The following is a 6,607-nucleotide window of genomic DNA, read 5'->3' as shown; positions in this document are numbered from 1 at the left end:
CGCTTATCGGTTGTATCTTGTTAAAGAGCGGTGCTGATTTTTTCGCTTCGCTGCATTCGTTTCGTTTGCTGCGTCGCGTTCAGCGAGAGGCCGAACTATACGTGGCTTTTAAAAACCAGTCAACACCCCTTTTACAGTTTTTTGACGCAAAGTACGTAAGTGGCTGTTTTGCATGGGAGGAATTTTTTAAACTTTGAGACATAACGCTCTCAGTGATGCTGCCAAATTCAGTACTTCACTCCCAATTTAGATACTACCGGTCGATTTATGGCGAGTTACAATGCACTCCTGAGTACTCTTAACTGCTGTTTTCCCGGAATCTCATGCTGAAATACCTGCCTTTCTTACTTACAGCGGCATTGCTACCCGCCACATTGGCCGCAGACAATAAAGTAACAAGCATCGAATCGAGTCACCCCGGCCCGGCGTTTGGTGCGTACGTGCAACGCAGTGACAGCAGGCTGCCTATCTATCTGGTTGATCAGCTGCAAAAGGGCGACAAGCTCATCATCGTTCCTGACAAGGATGGTAAGGCAGATGAGAAATGGCTAATGGTACTGGCCGCAGTGTCTCCTGCTGGCAGCAAGGTTGAGGCGAAGAAGTTCGATTTGTCGAACCCACCCAAAGAGATCGCACTGGACATCACTGCGGACAATCAGCTGCCAGTTATTGTCCTGGCGCCACAGGTTCGAACTCTGTTTGGTATATATACAAGCTTTTCAGAATCCGCCTCGCTGATCATTGATGCCATCCGTACCGATCCTCAGCGTTTTCTCGAGTTACAGAAAATTGACCAGATCAATCTGGCGATCAATGCATTGAAGTCGGGTCTGGATAGCATGCTGCAGTCGCGCCAGCCCGATCAGGCCATCGGCGCCACGCGTGAACTGGCTGCGCGATTCGGGGTTCGGGAGATCGATCCCGCCTGCTTCCGGGATAATGTAGTCAATACCAAGTGCGTAGCCGTCAGCATTGTGACAAGCAAGGATCTTGCCCTTCCCTCTACCGATACGAAATGGGCCTCGGCGGGCCCAGACGCGAGCGCGGCAAAGTTACCCTTGGATATCTTCGCGAATATGAAGATTGTCACCGAGGCTGGAACCTATCTCGCCAATAAATATGGTGACAACTATGACTTTGCTCCATCCTCGGGCCAGCGTCAGGAGGGAAAGGAGCTCATTCAGCTGTACTCTGGCATGCGCTTTCGTAGCGGGGATGTAAAAACAGCATATGTATACGTTCCCAGCTGGTTTACCGGCAAGCAACCGACCATCAGTGCTGCTGGCAAAGGGATCGCCTGCCTGAGTCACGGTGAAATTCGCCTGGCAATCAAAGGTGCGCTTCCCTTGAGTAATTACTGGCACGACTGGCGGCTGGTTCTGGCGGATAGCGAGTCCGGAGAGGCAATTCTCAATATTAGCGATTTCAGTTTCAGACCCGATCTGGGCAAGATGAGATTTGACTTCAATCGTATAGCGCGCAGCATTACCATGGATGGTCAGGTTATGCATGCGTCGCTCAAAGGTAAATACAGTTTCGCAAGCGCGAGCGTCCCTGCATTTAAAGTCGCAGTGCCCGCTACAGCAAGTTTGCTACACCATGTCACTGGGCTTGATACGCTGATTTCCGGAGAGAAGACTCAACTCGGGATAAACAGCAATGAAGTAGATGCATGCATCGAAAGCATGTCCCTTCGAGTGAATGGGGTGGATGTTGCCTCAACCGCACCGGATGCTGGTAACGACTTAAGTGTCGATTTATCTCAAGCATTGCCTGGCGAGGCGCAATTGGTTATCGGGCAGTATGGCGTGGACAAGCAAGTGCTGCCTGTTCGGATTCTGAAGCCTCGCGCTCATATCAGCAAAGCCACCCACTTTGATCTGGAAAACCTAATCGAACTGCGTGGTAACAATCTGAAACGTGTCGATTATCTACAGGCAGGAAAGTCACGATGCGAGCGACAGGATAGCAACGCGCCCTCCGATGGTACGGTTGCCACCTTTATGTGCTCTGCGGATGCCCGCAAGAATGATTCCCTTCCAACTAAAATCAAGATCGTCCACGTAAACAACGAGCCTGCCAGCATGGATGTTCAATTAACCAAGCTTGGCGCTCGCCCCAATGTCAGCATCTCTGCAAGAGACGGCATGGTTACGCTGCTATCTCCACTGGCACGGCAATGGAATCTGGGCTTAAACGACTCATTGGTGACGGCAGACTCGGGCATCGCGATTTCACTCAAGGCCAACGGTGGGTATCAGCTCATCAACGGAAACTATGCGCTGCAGCTGAAGTTTCAAGATGATCCTGCCACTGCAGAGAAACCCATTCAAGTTCCCTTGATGGCTAATCTGGCGCGTAACGAACTTCGTACTCGTTCACCCGTCAACTTCACGGCAGTTCAACTGCCATCCGTGAGCAACCCCATCTTATTCCGCGTTGCGCATGAGCCGTCCGGACTGACGGGAGATTGGCAATCGCTGAAGAAATCCGTTGTTTCATTCCCGCAGCTCGAAGCCCCCGCATGCAACACCCCCGACTTGATACCCGGCAGGCAGCTTGAACTGATTGAGTGGGCGAGCAGCGATCTGGATGCCACCACCAACAATAAAGGTAATCCTGTCAATCTATCCCCTTGCGACAAGGGCGTCTGCCTGAAAGTCAGCAACATGAATGAATCGAGGCGACTCAAAGCGCGCATTCACTGGGTAGATGGCCGGTTGTTTGAGGTCACCGTACCGAGCAATCCCGAATGCACAGCTAAACCCGTGGATGCGACAGGCAGTAGCGTTTCCGGCGCGTCTCGTTAACGCGTTAGCGGGTGATCTGATAGAATCGACGCCATGGCCTATCAAGTTCTCGCGCGCAAATGGCGCCCTCGTTCCTTTGCAACCCTGGTCGGGCAGGAGCACGTCGTCAAGGCGCTCTCCAATGCCTTGGAAAACCAGCGGTTGCATCATGCCTATCTGCTTACCGGTACACGGGGTGTGGGCAAGACCACCATTGCGCGGATCTTAGCGAAATCGCTGAACTGTGAAACCGGCATTACCGCGCACCCGTGCGGTGAATGCAGTACTTGTACCCAAATCGATGCAGGACGATTTGTTGACTTACTGGAAATTGACGCTGCATCCAATACCGGTATCGACAATATCCGTGAGGTACTGGACAACGCTCAGTACGCTCCGACTCAGGGTCGTTTCAAGGTTTACATCATCGATGAAGTGCACATGCTTTCGAAAAGCGCATTCAATGCGATGCTCAAAACCCTTGAAGAGCCACCCGGACACGTCAAATTCATTCTCGCAACTACCGATCCGCAAAAAGTGCCGGTAACGGTGCTCTCGCGTTGCTTGCAATTTTCGCTCCGCCAGATGCTACCCCAGCAGGTATCCACGCATTTGGGAAAAGTACTGGATGCAGAAGGCATTCCGTATGAACCAGAAGCGCTTATTGCTTTAGGTCATGCTGCAGCTGGAAGTATGCGGGATGCGCTGTCGCTGCTAGATCAAGCCATCGCCTATGGTTCCGGACATGTTGAGACAGCAGGTGTTCATGCCATGCTGGGCGCCGTTGATCGCAGCGCGCTCTTTGAGGTGCTCGGACATATTGCACATCGCAATGGCGCTGCCATGATCACTGCGGCCGAGCAGTTGTCGGCGCGCGGCATCGCGGCTGACTCGGCACTGCAGGAGCTGGCATCCATCCTGCATCTTGTGGCCCTTTGTCAGTCGGTACCTGCCGCTTTGGGTAACGATACACCGCAGCTGGCCGCCATACAGCAGCTGGCTGGCCAGATGAGCCCGGAAGATGCTCAGCTGTATTACCAGATCGCCATCCACGGCAGGCGCGATCTAGCGCTCGCACCCGATGAGTTCGCGGGGATGTCGATGTGCCTGTTGCGCATGCTTGCATTTGCGCCAAGCGATCATCCCCCCCCCGGAGGACGACGCACAACAGAGCATGGTTCGGCCAATCCACCGCCTGCCACTCAGTTGCTGAATGAAGCGGCAGTGGCTATCGTACCCTCCTCAATTGCACAACACCGCGCAGAGGCAGTAGCTGCACCCGCCCCCATTCGCCAGGCACCTGCGATAGCGGAAGCAGTCATTCCGCCTCCAGCCCCACTGCCTGATGCTATTCCCCCATGGGAGGACGCATTAGAAGAGCATATACAGCCCCTTAGCCTGGATGATATACAAGCCAGTCGAGGCGATATGGCTGAGTCGATACCGGCCTCGGGTGAGCTTGTCCCGAACGGCGATTGGGGAGCGCTTGTAGGTCGCATGAAATCAGGCGGGCTAGCCAATATGCTGGCAATGAATGCGCAACTTCTCAGGCAGGATCACGACGCAATCTGGCTCACGGTGCCACAGTCAAAGGCTGCGATGGCCGGTGAATCCTATCAGTTAAAACTAGCGGACGAACTGGAACGCCTTGTCGGCCGCCGCATTCGATTGAATGTTGAACTTGGTGGAGAAGCGGATGCTACGCCTGCAGCCAAGCGCGAACAATTCAGACAGTTTCAGTTGGATGCAGCTGTTTCTGCACTCAACGACGATCATTTCGTGCAAACACTCATGCAAGAGTTTGGCGGTACCATCAAGCCGGACAGCATCGTTGCACAGGATTCGGCAGCCTCCTGACAGTGCTGCCACTTGATACACCGACCTTTTCTCAGGAGCAATTATGTTTGGCAAAGGTGGACTGGGTAACCTGATGAAACAGGCCCAGCAAATGCAGGACAACATGAAGAAAGCTCAGGAAGAGCTGGGCAATGTTGAAGTGGAAGGTCAATCTGGTGCAGGCATGGTCAAGATCACCATGACATGTCATCACGTGGTTCGCCGCGTCAACATTGATCCATCCGTAATTGATGACGACAAGGAAATGCTCGAAGACTTGATCGCTGCTGCATTTAACGATGCGCTGCGCAAAGCCGAAGCAACAACTCAAGACAAAATGGCTGGATTTACCGCTGGTTTGAACCTGCCGCCGGGCTTCAAAATGCCGTTCTGATCCGGATCGTTGCATGAAGAAGGCCCGCTAAGGGCCTTCGGCATTTTCAGCGTACTCACGATTACCTTAATTTGAAAGCTATCATGTCCCGGCAACCCGCTGCACTCGATGCTTTGATTGACGCACTCAAGGTTTTACCCGGCGTCGGACCACGATCCGCACAGCGAATGGCTTATCACCTGATGCAGCGCGATCGCGAAGGAGCAGGCTCGTTAGCGCGTTCAATCCAATATGCACTAATGACACTCAGACATTGTCAGCGCTGCAATAACTATACAGAGGCAGAGATTTGCGACCTGTGCAGTGATTCTGCACGGGATAGAAGCAAACTGTGCGTTGTGGAAATGCCTGCAGATTTGCTCATGATTGAGCAGACATTGGCATACAAGGGCCTCTACTTTGTGCTGATGGGGCGGCTTTCTCCGCTGGATGGCATTGGTCCGGCGGACGTTCATTTCGATCAGCTTCTTGGTCGGGCACGTGATGGCATTGTCGAGGAAGTGATTTTATCGACCAATTTCACCGTTGAAGGCGAGGCGACTGCCCACTATCTGGGAGAGGCGCTGCGTGCTGCCGGTTTGCAGGTGAGCCGAATCGCACGCGGGCTGCCAGTGGGTGGTGAACTGGAGCATGTAGATAGCGGAACGTTGGCACAGGCATTGATTGAGCGCAGACCCGTTGAGAACTGATGTTTCTGACAGGCATGCCGGGAACTGATGCATCCATCCCACACTGTGCTGGACATGTGTCGCAAAAACCGCGAAACCGTTACACTGCATGCAATCCGCATGTAATCAAGCATACGAAATATCTGAAATTCTGATAGATGAAGGCAAAGACTACAAACTCTGGCAATGAGCAGGCTTTTGAATTTAAAAGTGCTTCGCTCAACATGCTTGCCTTTACACCGCTCAATCCAGAACTGGATACGCTGATCCCCTCTCTGGAGAGTACGCTGGCCAAGCAGCGCGCCTTCTTTGGTGATGAGCCCGTTCTGATCGATTTGTCGCAGCTGAATCGCGCTGTCGGGGATCATTTTGTCCCGCACATCCGTGAAGTGCTGGAGCGCCATACACTGCGGCCACTGGGCGTTCGCGCCATTGAGCACATCCCGGCGAATCTGGGCGGACTCCCGCTGCTGAAAGGCACACCGGCGAAGGAAGCAGCCTCCAAACGTACAGAAGAGGCAGCGCCGGCTCCCACACCAGTTGCGGCACCTAAAACACTCATCATTGATCGGCCAGTACGAGGTGGGCAGCAAATCTATGCGCGAGGCGCCGATTTGATTGTGCTGAATTACGTGAGTCAGGGCGCTGAATTGATCGCCGATGGCAATATCCACGTTTATGGTCAGTTACGCGGCCGTGCACTCGCAGGTGCACGGGGTGATACATCTGCACGAATTTTTACGCAGTGCATGGAAGCCGAATTGCTATCCATTGCAGGCATTTACCGCAACATTGAAGAGGCCTTGCCAGTCAGTATTGCCAGCAAGCCCGCACAGACACGTCTGGATGGAAACAAGCTCTCTATTGAGCCCATCCAGGTTTAATCGAAATACCCGGACGCGTGACTGAGTTCAGGCAAG

At 53.3% G+C, this 6,607-nt stretch carries 6 protein-coding genes; all 6 read left to right on the top strand.

What is annotated here, in order from left to right:
* A partial coding sequence (locus KSF73_10950; protein ID MBV1776229.1) for a hypothetical protein occupies positions 1 to 197 on the top strand: 197 nt, incomplete at its 5' end.
* Positions 198 to 323: 126 nt separating this feature from the next.
* The gene (locus tag KSF73_10945; GenBank protein MBV1776228.1) at positions 324 to 2,810 is read left to right on the top strand and encodes a hypothetical protein; all 2,487 of its coding nucleotides are present in this window, start codon (positions 324 to 326) and stop codon (positions 2,808 to 2,810) included.
* A 33-nt stretch (positions 2,811 to 2,843) separates the two neighbouring features.
* Positions 2,844 to 4,646, top strand: a complete 1,803-nt coding sequence (dnaX, locus tag KSF73_10940) for a DNA polymerase III subunit gamma/tau (protein ID MBV1776227.1) — start codon at positions 2,844 to 2,846, stop codon at positions 4,644 to 4,646.
* A 43-nt stretch (positions 4,647 to 4,689) separates the two neighbouring features.
* Positions 4,690 to 5,019: a YbaB/EbfC family nucleoid-associated protein gene (locus tag KSF73_10935; protein MBV1776226.1), complete on the top strand. Its 330-nt coding sequence runs from the start codon at positions 4,690 to 4,692 to the stop codon at positions 5,017 to 5,019.
* A gap of 83 nt (positions 5,020 to 5,102) precedes the next feature.
* Positions 5,103 to 5,708, top strand: coding sequence for a recombination mediator RecR (gene recR / locus KSF73_10930; GenBank protein MBV1776225.1), 606 nt, complete (start codon positions 5,103 to 5,105; stop codon positions 5,706 to 5,708).
* A gap of 137 nt (positions 5,709 to 5,845) precedes the next feature.
* Positions 5,846 to 6,571, top strand: a complete 726-nt coding sequence (minC, locus tag KSF73_10925; GenBank protein ID MBV1776224.1) for a septum site-determining protein MinC — start codon at positions 5,846 to 5,848, stop codon at positions 6,569 to 6,571.
* Positions 6,572 to 6,607 lie beyond the last annotated feature (36 nt).

The sequence above is a fragment of the Burkholderiaceae bacterium DAT-1 genome (assembly GCA_019084025.1).
Classification (GTDB): domain Bacteria; phylum Pseudomonadota; class Gammaproteobacteria; order Burkholderiales; family Chitinimonadaceae; genus DAT-1.
This window is presented reverse-complemented; position numbering and strand designations above follow the sequence as displayed.

Coding starts and splice junctions, on each gene's coding strand:
- KSF73_10945 (MBV1776228.1), top strand. CDS start 324: ATGCTGAAATACCTGCCTTTCTTACTTACAGCGGCATTGCTACCCGCC.
- recR (MBV1776225.1), top strand. CDS start 5,103: ATGTCCCGGCAACCCGCTGCACTCGATGCTTTGATTGACGCACTCAAG.
- minC (MBV1776224.1), top strand. CDS start 5,846: ATGAAGGCAAAGACTACAAACTCTGGCAATGAGCAGGCTTTTGAATTT.
- KSF73_10935 (MBV1776226.1), top strand. CDS start 4,690: ATGTTTGGCAAAGGTGGACTGGGTAACCTGATGAAACAGGCCCAGCAA.
- dnaX (MBV1776227.1), top strand. CDS start 2,844: ATGGCCTATCAAGTTCTCGCGCGCAAATGGCGCCCTCGTTCCTTTGCA.